Annotated in this window: 15 protein-coding genes and 2 pseudogenes; 13 read left to right on the forward strand and 4 right to left on the reverse strand. The window is 35.2% G+C overall.

The window, feature by feature from the left end; all coding sequences use genetic code 11:
• Nucleotides 1-46 precede the first annotated feature (46 nt).
• The 7 genes from AB3I20_RS11540 (at nt 47) to AB3I20_RS11570 (ending at nt 7,898) form a co-directional block, all read left to right on the forward strand.
• Nucleotides 47-574: a histidine phosphatase family protein gene (locus tag AB3I20_RS11540; protein ID WP_067485209.1), complete on the forward strand. Its 528-nt coding sequence runs from the start codon at nt 47-49 to the stop codon at nt 572-574.
• Nucleotides 575-733: 159 nt separating this feature from the next.
• Nucleotides 734-1,810, forward strand: a complete 1,077-nt coding sequence (locus tag AB3I20_RS11545) for a DUF871 domain-containing protein (RefSeq protein WP_270346321.1) — start codon at nt 734-736, stop codon at nt 1,808-1,810.
• Nucleotides 1,797-2,693, forward strand: coding sequence for an N-acetylmuramic acid 6-phosphate etherase (gene murQ / locus AB3I20_RS11550; protein WP_067485204.1), 897 nt, complete (start codon nt 1,797-1,799; stop codon nt 2,691-2,693). The genes AB3I20_RS11545 and murQ overlap by 14 nt, the downstream gene beginning before the upstream one ends.
• Nucleotides 2,694-2,706: 13 nt before the next feature.
• Nucleotides 2,707-4,659, forward strand: a complete 1,953-nt coding sequence (locus AB3I20_RS11555) for a glucose PTS transporter subunit IIA (protein ID WP_067485201.1) — start codon at nt 2,707-2,709, stop codon at nt 4,657-4,659.
• Between the two features lie 796 nt (nt 4,660-5,455).
• Entirely contained in the window at nt 5,456-7,072 is a 1,617-nt protein-coding gene (locus AB3I20_RS11560) for a glycosyltransferase family 39 protein (RefSeq protein ID WP_368027393.1), read from the forward strand.
• Nucleotides 7,053-7,595: a DUF5677 domain-containing protein gene (locus tag AB3I20_RS11565; RefSeq protein ID WP_244897467.1), complete on the forward strand. Its 543-nt coding sequence runs from the start codon at nt 7,053-7,055 to the stop codon at nt 7,593-7,595. Before AB3I20_RS11560 ends, AB3I20_RS11565 begins: the two co-directional genes overlap by 20 nt.
• 33 nt (nt 7,596-7,628) lie before the next feature.
• Entirely contained in the window at nt 7,629-7,898 is a 270-nt protein-coding gene (locus tag AB3I20_RS11570) for a hypothetical protein (RefSeq protein WP_244897468.1), read from the forward strand.
• Between the two features lie 235 nt (nt 7,899-8,133).
• Here AB3I20_RS11570 and AB3I20_RS11575 read toward each other — a convergent pair whose 3' ends face one another.
• A complete protein-coding gene (locus tag AB3I20_RS11575; protein ID WP_140444174.1) occupies nt 8,134-8,229 on the reverse strand; it encodes a type I toxin-antitoxin system Fst family toxin in 96 nt (31 codons plus the stop codon).
• Nucleotides 8,230-8,623: 394 nt separating this feature from the next.
• On the opposite strand from AB3I20_RS11575, the gene AB3I20_RS11580 reads away from it, so the two are divergent.
• A complete protein-coding gene (locus AB3I20_RS11580; RefSeq protein ID WP_140444175.1) occupies nt 8,624-9,235 on the forward strand; it encodes a hypothetical protein in 612 nt (203 codons plus the stop codon).
• A gap of 230 nt (nt 9,236-9,465) precedes the next feature.
• On the forward strand, nt 9,466-9,720 hold the full coding sequence (locus AB3I20_RS11585; protein ID WP_244897469.1) for a hypothetical protein: 255 nt from the start codon (nt 9,466-9,468) through the stop codon (nt 9,718-9,720).
• 71 nt (nt 9,721-9,791) lie between these two features.
• Here AB3I20_RS11585 and AB3I20_RS11590 read toward each other — a convergent pair.
• Nucleotides 9,792-10,025 (reverse strand): annotated as a pseudogene (locus AB3I20_RS11590) (helix-turn-helix domain-containing protein); the annotation flags it as partial.
• Nucleotides 10,026-10,225: 200 nt separating this feature from the next.
• On the opposite strand from AB3I20_RS11590, the gene AB3I20_RS11595 reads away from it, so the two are divergent.
• Nucleotides 10,226-10,357 (forward strand): hypothetical protein, encoded by a 132-nt coding sequence (locus AB3I20_RS11595; protein WP_256869209.1) that lies wholly within the window; start codon nt 10,226-10,228, stop codon nt 10,355-10,357.
• Between the two features lie 460 nt (nt 10,358-10,817).
• Here AB3I20_RS11595 and AB3I20_RS11600 read toward each other — a convergent pair whose 3' ends face one another.
• Complete coding sequence (locus tag AB3I20_RS11600; RefSeq protein WP_095803431.1) at nt 10,818-11,258, reverse strand: helix-turn-helix domain-containing protein; 441 nt, start codon at nt 11,256-11,258, stop codon at nt 10,818-10,820.
• Between the two features lie 127 nt (nt 11,259-11,385).
• Between AB3I20_RS11600 and AB3I20_RS11605 the strand changes: the two genes are divergently transcribed.
• The gene (locus AB3I20_RS11605; protein ID WP_095803432.1) at nt 11,386-11,865 is read left to right on the forward strand and encodes a hypothetical protein; all 480 of its coding nucleotides are present in this window, start codon (nt 11,386-11,388) and stop codon (nt 11,863-11,865) included.
• A 347-nt stretch (nt 11,866-12,212) separates the two neighbouring features.
• A pseudogene (locus tag AB3I20_RS11610) lies at nt 12,213-13,731 on the forward strand (IS1182 family transposase); the annotation flags it as partial.
• Between the two features lie 227 nt (nt 13,732-13,958).
• Here the strand turns inward: AB3I20_RS11610 and nrdI are convergent.
• A complete protein-coding gene (gene nrdI, locus AB3I20_RS11615; protein WP_071868803.1) occupies nt 13,959-14,414 on the reverse strand; it encodes a class Ib ribonucleoside-diphosphate reductase assembly flavoprotein NrdI in 456 nt (151 codons plus the stop codon).
• A 208-nt stretch (nt 14,415-14,622) separates the two neighbouring features.
• Between nrdI and AB3I20_RS11620 the strand changes: the two genes are divergently transcribed.
• Nucleotides 14,623-16,050, forward strand: coding sequence for a basic amino acid/polyamine antiporter (locus tag AB3I20_RS11620; RefSeq protein WP_067485169.1), 1,428 nt, complete (start codon nt 14,623-14,625; stop codon nt 16,048-16,050).
• The last annotated feature ends 87 nt before the right edge of the window (nt 16,051-16,137 follow it).

The raw sequence follows: 16,137 nt of genomic DNA on the forward strand, positions 1-16,137 counted from the left end.
GTAGTTTATAAAAATCAAAGATGAAGAGCAAAGGGAGTTTTATGACATGTTATATGTAACTAGGCACGGAGAAACTACTTGGAATGTTCAAGGTCTTGTTTGCGGACGAGCAGATGTTCCTTTAACTGAGAAAGGTAGACAGCAAGCAGTCGCATTAGCAGAAAAAGTTGCGACACTCGAGGTACCAGTAACTAAAATTATTCATTCGCCATTACAACGAGCAAAAGATACTGCACAAGCTGTTGCAGATAAAGTGGAGTTACCGTTGACGGCTGACCCACGTTTGATGGAAATGGATTTTGGTGCATATGATGGCATGCCTAGCCATGAAACGATATTTCAAGAAGCACGTTTAGAATTTGGGGTACGATTTCCAGAAGGTGAGTCACTCTTTGACATGTATGCGCGTGTTGTGCCAGTTTTACAGGAATGTCTAGCAGATGAAGAAAATACTTATTTGTTGGTCTGCCACAATGCGTTGATTCGGGCAATCAATGCGTATTTTACGCCAATGCCAAACGAAACCTTTTTTGATTTTTTTGTAGAAAATACTGAACTATTATCTTATAACTAAATGATTGAAAATGGCGTGACCAGGTCAGAGTCACGCTATTTTTTTATCTATCTAAGAAATAAAATTTAATTATTTTTATAAATGTGTTGAAATTTCATTTCTTAAGCGTTATACTCTGTTCATAGAAATGAAGACGGATACATAAAGCGAGGGATGAACATGTTTGGGTTTTCAATATTCATGAATGAGCCATTAACTCCACAAAAAAAAGCGTATATTCATAAAATGGCAACTAGTGGTTTTATTGGCATCTTTACTTCGATGCATATTCCAGAAGATGATGTCAGTGCTTATCAAGGACGACTAAGAGAACTGGGCGAAGAAGCAAAAAAAAATCAGCTCGAATTAATGGTTGATATTTCAGGAGATGCGTTGAAACGAGCTGGGTTTTCGTTGACCGATTTAACGCCACTAAAAGAAATCGGCGTGACGGGCTTACGAATGGACTATGAATTGTCTAACAAACAGATTGCTGTTTGGTCACATCAGCTGAAAATTAGTTTAAATGCTAGCACGATTACATCGGAAGATATTAGTGAGTTGAAAAAATATCAAGCGGATTTTTCTAATCTTGAAGCGTGGCACAATTACTATCCACGTCCAGAAACTGGCTTAGCCAAGTCATGGTATCAAGAAAAAAATCAGTGGTTAGCGGATCAGGGCTTTACAATTCAAGGATTTGTTGCTGGTGACGCTGATTTAAGAGGCCCATTATATCAAGGGTTACCTACTTTAGAAAAACATCGTGGTGTCCATCCATTAGCAGCAGCGCTAGAGTTAGCCGAGTGTAAAACTGATTTGATTTACATTGGTGATGCAGGTTTGTCAGAAAGAGTACAGCAACAATTCGCAACCTATCAAAATAACCGAATGATTTCATTACAAGTAGAAGTACTTGATGAGGAATTGATTGAATTAGTCTTAGGCACGCATGTCAATCGCCAAGATGAGGCGAGAGATGTCATTCGAAGTGCTGATGCACGATTTAAAAAAATTCCACAAATTTCACCTAAGCAAACGATTGAACGAACGGTCGGGAGCATTACGATCGACAATGAAAACTATCTTCGTTATATGGGTGAGATTCAATTAACCAAAAGAAATTTACCAGCTGATGAAAAAGTGAATGTCGTGGCTCAAGTGGTTACAGAAGACTTACCATTGATTCACCAAATTCATGCAGGCGTCAACTATCAACTAATTCGTAAAGAGGGAAGAAAAGATGAGCAAAATTAATTTAGATAACTTAACAACGGAACGTAGAAATCAAGAAACATTTGGACTAGACGAGATGAGTGTAACACAAGCTGTTGAGCTGATGAATCGTGAAGACCAAAAAGTCGCAGAGGCAGTTGCAAAAGAACTAGGAAGTATTGAACCGGTAATTGCGCACACGATTGACTCATTTAAAAAAGGTGGACGTTTGATTTACATGGGCGCAGGCACAAGTGGTCGTTTGGGCGTATTAGATGCAGCAGAGTGTGTACCAACATTTGGCGTTGAGCCAGAAATGGTGATTGGCTTAATCGCAGGTGGCGAGGCAGCAATGACTGTAGCTGTTGAAGGTGCGGAAGATTCATTCGAGCTCGGAGAAGAAGACTTGATTCATTTAAATTTAACAAAAAATGACATGGTCATCGGAATTGCCGCAAGCGGACGTACACCATATGTTATTGGTGGCTTAGATTATGCTCGCTCAATTGGTGCAGTGACCGCAACGATTTCTTGCAATAAAAATGCTGAAATCAGTAAACATGCTGATTTCCCAATCGAAGTTGATGCAGGCCCAGAATTTTTGACTGGTTCAACTCGCCTGAAGTCTGGTACAGCTCAAAAATTGATTTTGAATATGATTTCAACAATCAGCATGATTGGTATTGGAAAGGTCTTTAATAATTTGATGGTCGATGTTAAACCAACCAACGAAAAATTAGTGGAACGTTCAAAACGAATCATCATGCAAGCAACAGAGGTTGACTATGAAACAGCTGAGCGATACTTTAATGAAGCAGAGCAAAATGTGAAATTAGCAATTGTTATGATTTTAACAAATAGTGATAAAGAAACTGCACAGGATAAATTGGTTGAAGCAAATGGTTTTGTAAAAGGAACCTTATAAGGGGGAGCGACTGATGGCTAAAAATGAATTGACTTTAGAAGAATTAGCAAAACGCATTTATGAAGAAGCTGGTGGGATGGACAATGTTGAGAGCATTGTCCACTGCATGACACGCGTACGAATGAAAATCAAAAATGACGAACTAGTTGACACAGAAAAATTAAAAGCGATTCCAGGTGTCCTGGGTGTTGTTGAAGATGAACAACTACAAGTGATTATCGGCCCGGGGAAAGTAAACAAAGTTGCACAGCAAATGGTTGATCTTGCGGGTGTAAAACTAGGCGAAAAATTACCGGAACATGGGACAGCAGAACACTCAGCCAATTCTGGTAAGGATTTGGTAAATGAACGAGCACAAGCAATGAAAGCAGCTCAAAAATCAAAACAAAAACCATCAAAAATCAAATCAATCTTAAAAGATATTTCTAATATCTTTGTTCCGATGATTCCAGCTTTTGTTGGTACAGGGATTGTTGCGGGGATTGCCGCTGTATTAGCTAACTTAGTCACAGCAGGAAATCTTGATGCAGCAACTTGGCAACAATATATCGATGTAATGAATATCCTGAAAAACGGAATGTTCAGTTACTTAGTTATCTATACAGGGATTAACGCAGCACAAGTTTTCGGTGCTACACCAACTCTTGGTGGGGTAATTGGTGCCGTTGTGATGCTAACGGGAATGAATCCAGAAGCACCATTGAAAAATTTATTTACTGGTGAAGCTTTGGCAGCTGGTCAAGGTGGGATTCTTGGCGTAATCTTTGCTGTTTGGTTACTTTCAATAGTAGAAAAGAAATTGCACAAAGTGATACCGGATTCAATTGATATTATCGTGACACCAACGTTATCTCTAATTGCAATTGGTTTAGTGGAAATCTTCTTGATTATGCCATTAGCTGGCTTTATTTCAGACGGCATGGTTGGCGGAATCGATTGGGTGCTAAATGTCGGCGGAGCATTTGCAGGGTTTGTTTTAGGAACATTATTTTTGCCAATGGTTATGTTTGGATTGCACCAAATTTTGACACCTATTCATGTTCAAATGATTGATGAAACAGGTCGCACACTATTGCTTCCGATTCTTGCGATGGCAGGTGCAGGGCAAGTTGGTGCAGCGCTAGCTTTATGGATTCGTTGCAAAAAAGATAAAGAATTGACAGAAATGATTAAGGGCGCTTTACCAGTTGGTATTTTAGGAATTGGTGAACCATTGATTTATGGTGTGACATTACCTCTTGGCCGTCCATTTATCACCGCATGTATTGGTGGTGGTATCGGTGGGGCAGTGATCGGAATGATTGGTAATGTTGGTGCGATTGCTATTGGTCCTTCAGGTGCGGCATTGATTCCATTAATTTCAGATGGTAAATGGTGGGGCTATGTTCTAGGTTTACTTGCAGCTTACGCAGGTGGATTTGTGGCAACATTCTTCTTCGGAATTCCGAAAGAACAATTAGAAAAAGAAGCGTTAGCAGACGAAACAAGTGACAATGTAGCAACAACCAATGAAGTTGTCTTAACAGCTGTTGCTGATGGAACAGTAATGTCATTAGAAGAAGCAAGTGATCCTGTATTTGCGCAAAAAATGATGGGTGAAGGATTTTTCGTTGAACCAACAAACGGACAAATTTATTCTCCAGTTGCTGGTACAGTTCAATCTGTCTTTCCAACAAAACATGCAATTGGTATCACGACACAAAATGGTATCGAAGTATTACTTCATATGGGGATTAATACTGTTGATCTTGGCGGTGCGCCCTTTGACGTGAAGGTGACAGAGGGACAAAAAGTTACGACTGATACATTGGTAGCAAATGCAGATCTTGATGCAATCAAGGCTGCTGGAAAAGAAACGTCAATGATGGTTCTTTTAACTAATATGGATCATGTAGAAAATTTTGTTTTGGAAAAAACAGGCGAAATGAAGGCTAAGACGGCTGTGATGGATGTGAAAACTGTGTAAAAAAGGTTGTGGCGCAAAGCAATCAGCTTCAAGTAATAAAAAATGTTTTTCTAAAAATAGTTTTCCATATTTTAAGAAAAGAGGACTTATTGCCGAAGTAGTTGCTTTGGGAACACCGTATATAAAGTTGTGAAAGAAATACTCAGCTCCAATAAATAAGAATAAATTACCAGGAATTACTTCTTAAATTTTTGAGTCATTTAGGCTTCACTCGATTCCTGATTAGAGGACATCAAGGAGTAAAAATGAGTTAGGCTGGAATATCAAGAAATACAACAAAAAGAAGAACTTAGATTCCCACTCGCTTAAAATAGCTAACCAAAAACACGTTGCCAAAATCTTAAGAAAGATTTTGGCAACGTGTTTTTCATTTTTTGAAATAGCAATTCCCCAATAAAGGAATTTTTTAATTGCTTCTGGAATTTCTTTATCAGTTGACTCGCGATTATCAATTTTTCCTAATGCAATCATGTCGCTGTAAACATGACAAAATTCTGGACTATTAAAGCTAAAATTGATTGAAAGCTATCCGTATCCTTATTTTTAGATAACCATTGCATTTTTTGTATAAAATGGACAAGTCATGGCGTATTCACAATTATGCTCAAAAATAAATTTTTTTAGATTGTTTTAAATAGCACAAAGTTTTTGAGATATAATTAAAAATGATACGGAAGGTTTTTTTAGAAGTGCAAGAATAAGAAAAAAATAGATCCTTTACCTGCATTACGAGGAGTAAAAAAACTCCTTTTTTTTCTATGAATCAAGAAAGGTAGCGGGCTATGAAAGGGGAATAATGACAATACTATTCAAAATCGAGAATCATAAATTATGGGAAAGAAAATACTCTGTATTTCTGACTGTATTCAGTTTTTTAATCATGCTGATATTTTCCAAATCTTCTCCGCTCTACTTCATAAATGACTGGGTAGATGCCAATGCTTTTTTCTCAGTCGGTAAAGGAATCGCTCATGGGCAAGTGCCGTATAAAGATCTATTTGAACAAAAAGGGATACTCTTATATTTCATTCATACGATGGCTTACAAGTTGAGTACAACTTCTTTTTTCGGTGTTTATCTATTAGAAAGTATTTCGTTTGCCATTTCGATGATTTTATTGTTTAAAATTTGTAATTATTATTTCTCAGAGAAAATAGCCTTTGCAGTTACTTGTTTATCACCAATAATCTTGCTAAATAAGGATTATTTTCGTGCAGGAGATAGTGCAGAAGAGTTTGCTTTTCCTTTTGTGCTAGGGCTTTTATATTTAATCATATCTATCTCTAATACGGATGAAAGAATAAAAGGGAAGCAATATTTCATTCAAGGCTTACTGATGGGATGTGTATTTTGGATAAAATATACTATGATCAGTCCGTGGATTGCCTTTTTTCTCTTTTTTGGAATCTATTATCTAGTAAGGAAAGATTATCAGCAGTTACTTAAAGCAGTGATTTGTAGCTTGCTGGGATTTTTGTTAGTCAGCATTCCAATTATCATCTATTTTTTAGTCAACCATGCGTTACATGAAATGTATTTTGTTTATTTCAAATTCAATATGGTGTTGTATCCACAATTAGTTGACCAGGGAAATAATGTAAATATAGTTAGCCGCTTTTTTAATACATTAAAGATATTTTTTACTTTGATGTGGCCAAACAAAATTAGTTTAGCTGTCTTGATGATTGGGTCTGTCTACCTTTTATTTACAAAGGCAATCTTTAAGCAAACTCGTTTTAAAGTGTTGTGGCTGTTTATGTTTTTATGCACTAACTTTTTTGTTTTTTATGGTGGAATTCCATTGAACTATTATCTCTTGTTGGACTTAACCATATTATTAGTAGGATTTTTGGGTTTTTGTTTATTGTTGAAAAATTTAGTAATTCGATATAAATTGCAACGGCCTGAAGTAAGTAAATTTTTAATACCAGGGGGCATTATTTTTGCAATCCTATTGATGGTTATTTCAAATGATACTTTTAGAGATATGCGCTTTTTTACTAATCGACCAAGCATTCAAATAAAAAATGCTGCAAATACAAATCCAAATGCAAAAGTACCAGCGCAGTTAGAATTTGCTAAATACTTAAAAGGCAAGGAAGATGTGACTCTGCTAAACTATCGCTTTGTTGATTATGGATTTTCTGTAATCCCCAATATTGTTCCGAGCGTCAAGTATTTTATGAATGTCAATATCCCTTACGAAGTTTATCAAGAAAGTATGGATCAACAAAATAAATATGTAGAAGAAAAGAAGACCGACTACGTTGTTGCTGGTCTTGATTTGAATGATGATGTGAATAATTTTGGTACGCCTTGGCTTCACGAGAACTATCATCCGATTGCTGTCCATGTCCAGGAGCGTGAGGAAAATATCTTGAAATATGTGCTTTATGAAAAAAATAAAAAATGAATTGATTAAAAAAGAAAAGAGGATTACTTATGGAATTGAAACCAGAAATGCTACCGATTTACAGAGAAATAACGAAAATTGTAATGAACACTATTCCCAAAGAAAAAAAGAAGTAGAGAATCAGGATTTAGTGATAAGAACTTTATATTTTGACCTAGTTACTAAAGCTGAAACAATTAGTTTTCTATATGAAAATAAAAAAAGCGATGATATTGGTATGATTTTTCGATCTTTTATAGAGTTATATATGTATCTAAAATATATACTTGAAAAAAATACCGTAAATAAAGCTAGGGCTTGTTTTTATTGGCAAAAACACCAGAACATAAAAATACTAAATAATAATTTGGAATTGATGGATTCTGAAGAAAAACAGTTAGCTTTGAAGGAAATTGATGACAGTCTACGAAATAGTAATAATTCCTACTATGATGATTTGTCTACATACAAGGATTATATTGAGGCACAAATAAATTCTTGTTACACAAATAATATTTCCCTCGGAAAAAGGCGAAATTGGTAGAATGAGTCAGGTGATCAAAAAAGTATCAAATCATTGTTTGAAAATCTCAGCGAATTACAAGTTTATGTTGTAATTTATGCTAAATATCCTGCTTCTTCATACGGATTAAGTGTTCTTGGAAATATGGATGTGACTAAAAATAGCATAGAGATAACAAAACCGTCAGATAAAGATACAGGGCTTACTATTATAAATGGATATCTCTTTGATATGACGCAAATTATTGTTGACTATCATGATATTAGGCAAGAAGTTCCGCCCTCAATATTAGAAATAAAAAATATATTTGGCCAACAGAATTAAAATGAAAATCTAAGTCCAACAGAGTATGCTTGGATAATCAAAAGACAAATTTAGTGTAGATTATTAATTGTACGAGGACATTTAAGTTGAGCATTTAAATTATTGATGCTATAATGTGATTGCGAAATGAGATAAGCTATACACGAATAGCACAAAAGCCAACCCTATTGCGAGTAGGGTTGGCTTTCTTTATGTTCGTTGCGACTCCGAACATGTGGGTTAGAGACAACTTGCTTTAGTTATCGTCTTTCTCGTCTAACCAGTGAGAAACTAGTTCGATGACCAGTCCAACAAAAATTGGTGCGATAACCAATGAGATAAGCTCTTTCACGAAAAACACCCCCAATCAGGGGCAAGTTGCCAAAAAAATTATACCATTAAAAAAGCATAGTACAAAAAAACTCAGCGAATTACTTTTAAATTACACTTATGCTCTAGATCGATTAAAATTTGTGATCAATAAATTATATGGAACTTAAAAAAATAATGCAGATAAAAAAGTTCAATAGGGTATACTCTGTTTCCCTTTAACTTAATCTGAGATTTAAACGAATTGCGGGGCGGTCTTTTGACCTAGGTATTAAAAGGAGAATAGTTGTTAGCAAAGTAATGCACTTATGTTTATAAAATAACTTTTTATGAACATAAATGTACACAAAACTTATTATGATAATTTATATGTGTAAATACATATATTACAAATAAATAAAAAGAAGATCTTAATGATGAATAACTCACTTAACGAAAGTAATCGCTATAAAAATGTGTGGCTTTGGTATTTGTTACTAATGATAGGTACATTGGTCTTATTGTTTTATCCTACAATGATAGCAAAAGCAGATGTTCAAGAATTTCTTACGTTAGATACAACAATATTAAATAAAGAAGATTTACCCTCTGATGTTCCTATAGAAAAAACATTGGAAAATATAACTAAACAAAATAGTAGGACTGTAGAAACAGGTATTTTAGAGTCTCAAAACGATGATCGATCATTAAGAGGAACAACGGTTGTTGGAGCCAACATTATTCGTATGAGTGGCACAACTTGCCAATTATATATTTCTTGGGCTGGAACAGATTCAATCGGTACTTGGCGTGCGAATAATATAAAAGCGACGAATTTGAATTTGATTAGTCCAGTAACATATCTAAATATAAATAACTATAGTAGGGAAACAACTGCTAGTCCAGTGGGAACTTGCTATGTAGGAATCATGTCCATTCCTACTGGAGAAACGAAAGCCAAAGTTTCTGCAACAAACTTACAAGCTTATTACCTTAGTTATGGATGGAGATCAGGTATAATTAATAATGGAACTGTAGTTATTAATTAGTGAGAGGAGAAAGCTTTGAGAAATTTTTCCGAGTTACTGAAAAAGTACCAAGATGCATTTATATATACTGACAAGCGAGAAAAAACAAGTGATATTTTGAAAAAAATTGTTGACGTAGAAGAAAAAAAATTGACTTTCTTTCGCAAAAACGGATTAAGTTATTAGAAGAAAATATAGTAAATTCGATATATTTTGATGAATCGAATGAGCCTTCAGTAAAGTTGCTGTTTGTGATTAACAATGAAAGGAGTAAAAAATATTATCAACATCCATACTTTATTCAAAGTGTCACAGATCCATTATTGAAAGACGAGCGAATATATGTTTTTTATGATGAATCGGTGGGCATTCTTGAAACGAATAGTAGTCTTTTAGCTTTAGATGTTAGAATACTTACGGGTATTTCCAAAAAGAATGTTGAAAAAGAAGATATAATTTTTAAAGATTACATTTCTGCTTTTGAGCGGAAATTTGATTTAACTTAATTCATATTGATAGTTTTTTTATTATTTTTAATAAAAATCAAGTTAAAAATTCAGTGTGGTATAGATAACTATTAAATTACAATATCCTGTTTTATTCGATAAACTGTCTGTCTAGTAACATTGTAATTTTTCGCAATCTTTGAAATAGCGATACCCTCATTTAAATCCTTAACGATGTTTTCATAAACTAAACGTCGTTGAGGATTTTTTGTGTCTGCGCTATAAAGTTTTGGACGTCCCTTGTAGACACTATTCGCTTTGGCAATTTTTATTCCTTGTGCCTGACGTCGTTTAGATTCAGTACGTTATTGGTACTCTAGAAAAAAATATTCAATGAGATCCAGTTTTGGTTATATGAAAAAGATATATACATTACTGATAAATTTACATAAATAACTGAGTAAGATTCGAAGTATCTTTGATAAAGAATTATCCTGGTTAATCAACGGCAACTAGCTCGTGAATGTTTACACGATATAGAATGTAGTTAAGGAGAAACGAAATAATGAAAAATAAATATTTTAGTTGGGGGATATTAGTGTTAGTAGTCGTAGTCGCTGGTATTTTAGCTTTATTTAAAGCCGAAGAAGGTTGGCTTGGATTTTGGGATGGAATAATAGAATCTACTATAATCTGAAAAATATTATGATAGGTTACGCTTACTTTAGATTAATCCATAGAGTAGTAACAACGCTGCTATTACTCCAACTTTCATTTTTCAATCTCCTTTTCTGATTCTATTTCTCGGATCGCTTGCTTGATGATATCCATAAGCTTCTGATATTCTAAAATTTGATCTTCTATTTTGGATCGCTCGGCAAGCATTTCTCAATAGCCAGCTGAAAGCTGGGTAGAATACCTTTTAATAACACTTGCATGATTAGCTACATCAACTACAGGCTCAACACCTACTCCCAATACTAAGTCGCCGCCCTGAATTTCTCCAACAAACCCCTCATGAGGATTTCCGCGAAGACCATTGTTGTCAATAACAGGAACATAATTTAGGAATTTAACCAGATTATTTTTGTTTGATATCCATAATACTTTATCAGCATATCTGCTTTCACATTATAACAAGTACGGTAAAGAAAAAACTAAAAAAAAATCAAATCAACCCCAACTGCAAGAATAACCAATATATTTAAAACAGAAAGGAATACTCCTAAATATAAAAAACTGTGATATATTTTCAATTTTAGCCTCTTTTTAAACTCCAAAGTTAAATATATCAAAATAAATGCTGCTAATGGAGTAAAGAAAGAAGCAATTGCTACCAACAATAGAAAATAAAAATTTTGATTGTTTATGGCACCGTTCTCTTCCGGAGTAGATTGAAGCATCTCAACGGAATCATCTATAAAATAACTAATTGGAACTTCATAGAATTTACTAATTATCTTTAAGTTTTCTGTATCTGGAATAGAGTAACCTCTTTCCCAATTAGAAATGGTTTGTCTCGAGACATTAATTTTGGTAGCTAGTCCTTCTTGCGTATAGCCGGCTGCTTTCCTTAAATTCCTCAGTTTTTCTTCCATAAATTGCCCTCCAATATTAAATTTCAAAGGTTTGCAAAGTGATTTTGACAGATTATTTCCCGATATTACGCAATACTTATTGAGTAATCCCAATTACTTTATAAAAAACGCATAAGGAGCGATACAGATGAAAAAATCAATTTTTTTAAAAACGAGCATTGTTTTAACCACTATTTTAACACTAAGCACCAGCCTAACACCATTGACAACTTTCGCTGCAGAAAATCACAGCATAGACGAACAGACAGTACCAGCGTCAACCAGTTCAGATTTAAAAGAACAATTTGGTCTCACAGAAAAGGAGTTGAATTCTATTGATAAAACACAAAATTTTACACCAACCGCAGATCAATTAAAACAAATTGACAATTTATTAAACCGTAACCATAATGCCCGTATATTCGGACTTGATGATGTGTTAGAATTAATTGCAATTGTAGGAGTTGGTTATGCAGCTGGTCACTGGGCAGCAAGCGAGGCGCATAAACGCTTTGGCCTATCAGCTGCAAGCTATAAATCAAATAGATGGTGGTGGAGAGCAGGAATCGCTGCTGCTGCAGGAGTTCCAGCTGCGGTAGGATTCGATGATTATTTCTATGGAATCTAAAAGAAATACGAAAGCAAGAGTAAAACGTCTTCAATATCTTTTCGTTATATTGATGATCGTAGCTTTAATTAGAGAAGTATACTTTTTAGCATTTAGCTTTGGAATTACATCAAGTATATTTTATCTATTCCAAAAGAACTACAAAGAGAATAATACATAGGTTGAGTTATCTCGCTTCTACGTATAACAAAAAGAGCTTGGGACGTAAGTTCTAACAAAAATCCAGATGCCAGTCAAACTGATTGGCATCTGGATTATTTGTATTAAAATAAAAACACCATTGCTAAAATAAAAGTGACTAAACAAATAAAAAAGCGAGGCGTTCTTATGTTTAAAATTATACCACAAATCAAGTCGTTCCTCCTCTAGATTTTAGTTTTCAGTTAGAAAAAAATGATATTGCGTTCGCTATTGATGAGTTAATTGAAAGTATTCCTGAAGAGCGTTTCATTCCTTTTCATCCTCAAATGGGGCCGTCTTCCTATCATCAAAAAATGATGATGAAGATGATTTTATGTGCCTACGCACAATCCGTGTTTTCTGGTCGAAAGATTGAAGCATTGACGAAAGACAGTATTCGCATGATGCGGCTTACGCAAAGTTATCAGCCTAGTTATCGAACAATTAATCGGTTCCGTGTGAATCCTTTGGTGAACACACTCCTTCGAGCGTACTTCGTTCAGTTCCGTAGCCAATTGGTCAAGGAACAACTGATTGATGAAAAAGTCATTTTTATCGATGGGACAAAGATTGAAGCCACTGCCGATAAATACACCTTTGTTTGGAGAAAATCAATTGATAACTTTGAGAAAAGGCTTACTGAAAAATCAGCTTTTCTTTATGATGAATTGGTAAAAAATCAAGTTATTCCTGAAATTGAGCGCGAGTCCACAAAGGAATTCAACTGATTAAGTCAGATTGAGGAACACCTTACTCCTGTTGTCGATAAATTGACAGAAAAAATCGAACAAGAAGATGGCGTGACTCGAAAACAGTTGCGTTCGAAACGAAAAATCCCCAAAAAAATCAGAAAACTATTTCATGATTTCAAAGAAAACTTGCCTATCAAAGACATAGACAAATTCTAGGAAACCGAAATAGTTATTCTAGAACCGACCTAGATGCTACGTTTACGCGCATGAAGGAGGATCACATGAAAAATGGTCAGTTGAAAGCTGGCTACAATCTTCAAATCGCCACAAACAGTCAGTATATTTTAGGCTATGAGCTTTTCTCAAATCCAACAGATACACGAACACTGCGTCCTTTTTTAACTACTTTAAAAGAGCGTTTCTTTGAACTACCAACCTACATTGTCGCAGATGCCGGTTACGGAGGAGAAGAAAACTATCAAGCCATTTTAGAAGCCCATGGGCGGACACCACTCATTACCTATTTGATGTATCATAAAGAACAAAAGAAAAAATTCAAACAAGACCCATTTCTTCCTGCAAACTGGTCGTATCAAGAATTAGATGATACGTTTCTTTGTCCTAATGGATGAAAAAGGAGGTTTCGCAATTACTCTATTCGTACAGATAAAGATGACTTTAAACGATAGTTAAAACAGTATGAATGTGAAGACTGTTCGAATTGTCTTCTTCAAAGCCAGTGTAAAAAGCAAAGAGTGACAAGAAGCGTAAGATTAAAAAGAACATGAACTGGGAATACTTTAAAGCAAAGATTCAACAGCTACTTTCAGAAGAAAAAACTGGTAAAATCTATCGTCAACGAAAAATTGACGTTGAACCAGCTTTCGGACATTTGAAGGCTTGTTTAGGTTTTACTCGGTTCTCTGTTCGAGGAAAACAGCAGACAAACAATGAAATTGGCTTTGCGTTAATGGCAGTAAATTTAAGAAAATATAGATTGAACATGCCCACAATCAAGGAAGATTCTTCCAATAATTTCAAAAACAGACGGCTGAAAATCCTTTTTACGATTTTCGGTCGTCTGTTTGATGGTTCTTAGGACTTATGTCCCAAGCTCAACGTGTTTTTGATTTTGGTAGGCCATTTACTGGTTTTGTCCCAGGCCCCGATTCATTTTTATCGTTAATTGGTTAAGATTTTTATATTAACCAATGTTTTTGTTTATTGATTGTCGTTAAACACTTGAGTCAATGTTTGATAAATTTGTGCCACATCAGTTGGCGTACCACGTAATTCATAATCAGCTAAGAAAGGAAAACCAAATTGTTGCGCATATTGTTTAGCAGTTAAGCAATACTGGTTGTTGAAATTTTTATTGCCACTACCAACAACACCTAAACAAAATTGATAATTATTTTGAAAATCCAGATATTCACGCATGGTTTCAGTCAGAATTTCAGTATCACCATTATCAATTCCGTTGCCACCTTCCAAATAAGTCGGAACAAATGTGAAGAAGGGTTCAGTTTCTTGTTCAAAATCACTATTTTCATGGATTTCTTTTAGCGTGATTTCAGGTAAAGTGTTATCTGCTTGATGCTGTTCTTGGGCGTATTCCATCAGATGATGAGCAAAAGCACGCGTGTTACCAGAGATTGATATATATAAAATGTTCATTTGAGTTCCTCCTATTCGTCTGTTTAGTATAGCATGTTTTTAAGGAAACGACAGAAGGAAAAAGGCGAATGTTTATATGGTGTTTTGTGAATAATTAGAAAAAAATGTATAAAATAATAATTTTGTGAGAGTTTTAGTGAAAAGGGTAAAAGCAACAGTGGTTTGTTATAATTTGATAAAAGCGGTTTTTTATTTGGAGGATACTTGCATGAATGAGATAGAGCGACAGAAAAAAGGGATTGGGCTAATTCCACTAGCAGCCATGGTCATTGGTTCAGCTATTGGAGGTGGCGTTTTCGGTATCATGACAGACATCTCTGGTTCAGCAGGAGGTGCAGCGCTCTTTAGTTGGTTACTTGTCGGCTCGGCAATGTTGATGTTATCTTTGTCTATTAACAATTTAAACAAAAAACGTCCGGATTTAGAGGGCGGAATCTTTAGTTATGCTGAAGCGGGATTTGGTCGATTTGCAGGATTTATCAGTGGTTGGGGCTATTGGCTGACTTGTTGGTTAGGAAATGTTGCTTTTGCAACGTTGCTGATGAGTGCATTGGGGTATTTTTTCCCAGTGTTTGCTGGTGGTCAAAATATTCCTTCTGTGATAATGAGTACTCTTTTACTTTGGGGATATGCTTGGTTAGTCAATCGCGGAGTAGAAAATGCAAGTATTGTGAATGCAATCGTGACGATTTGTAAATTAGTACCACTTTTTTTATTCATTGTGGTAGCAATCAGCACATTCTCGATTCAACAATTTATTGCAAACTTTTCAAGTGATATTATTTTAACAGCCAATGGACAAGTTGTTCCATTTTCGAGTCAAATTTTAAGTTGTATTATGGTGATGCTCTGGGTATTTGTTGGAATTGAAGGTGCATCAGTTGTTGGTTCGCGTGCAAAGAAAAAATCAGATGTTGGAAAAGCAACGATTTTAGGGATTCTTGGCTTGATTTTGATTTACGTGTTAGTTTCTATGCTTCCGTATGGAACGATGCCAATGAAAGAACTTCAATCGATTCAGACACAACCGGCTATGGGGTATGTATTTGAAAAAATGGTTGGTAAATGGGGCGCAGTAGTAATTAACGGAGGTTTGATTATTTCGTTATTTGGTGTGTGGCTTTCATGGACGATTTTACCAGTAGAAACGATGCGCAATATGGCACAAGATGGTTTGTTACCAAAAAGTTGGAGTAAGGTGAATGCACAAGGCGCACCAACCTTCGCGATTATTTTAACAACGTTGTGTACAAATGTGTTCTTGTTATCACTTTTATTTACAGACAGTGCGTATAACTTTGCGTATACTTTGGGAACGGCAGCGATTTTCTTTACGTGGTTATTTCTCGGATTGTATCAAATGAAATTATCCTATCAACGTCGTGAATGGGGACAGTTTTTGATTGGCCTGTTAGCCAGTGCCTTCCAAGTTTGGGCAATGTTTGTGGTTGCCTTTAACGAAGTAATGCTTGTCTTGGTTCTTTTCTTGCCAGGTATTTACTTCTATCTGCAAGCTAGAAAAGAGCAGGAACAGCCAGTCGATCATGTGAAAATCGATCGCTTCTTATTGATTTTGGTCACTTTAGTAGGAGTCGTAGCTTTAATCCTATTTGGAACAGGAAAACTGCATGTGTAGTTGATTGCAAGTTCTTTAAAGTAAATAAAATAGTTATTAGTAAAAAAGATAGCTTTAATTTCCAAACCTTCGGAAATTGAAGCTATC

The organism is Enterococcus sp. C50 (genome assembly GCF_040887505.1).
Lineage (GTDB): Bacteria > Bacillota > Bacilli > Lactobacillales > Enterococcaceae > Enterococcus_B > Enterococcus_B thailandicus.